Here is a 369-nt window from a genome sequence, read left to right on the forward strand (position 1 = left end):
GCATGACCTGCACCATTTCCATTCCGTTTTAATTGACCAGTCAACGACTGTTTAATACGTTTGTGATGGTGTGTTTATTACCCTATTTTTTAGTTCTTTAACAATTTGGTGAGATCGCAAAGGTGTCAAATGACAACGTCATTAGGCGTTGATTATTATGATGCGCAATAGAAGTCAGCAATGTGTGTGACTCCAAAGTATTTGGGGTTATATGGTCAAGTGATGAAGCGCAGACGGTGGATGCCTAGGCGGTAGGAGGCGATGAAGGACGTAATAGCTTGCGAAAAGCCTCGGGGAGCTGGCAAATAAGCGTTGATCCGGGGATGTCCGAATGGGGAAACCCACCTGTCGCAAGACGGGTATCCAGTG

At 45.8% G+C, this 369-nt stretch carries 1 rRNA gene; it reads left to right on the forward strand.

The window, feature by feature from the left end:
- Nucleotides 1-213: 213 nt before the first annotated feature.
- Nucleotides 214-369: ribosomal RNA gene (locus HUK38_RS14840) — 23S ribosomal RNA — on the forward strand; the annotation flags it as partial.

It is taken from the genome of Thiospirillum jenense (assembly GCF_014145225.1).
GTDB classification, from domain to species: Bacteria; Pseudomonadota; Gammaproteobacteria; order Chromatiales; family Chromatiaceae; genus Thiospirillum; species Thiospirillum jenense.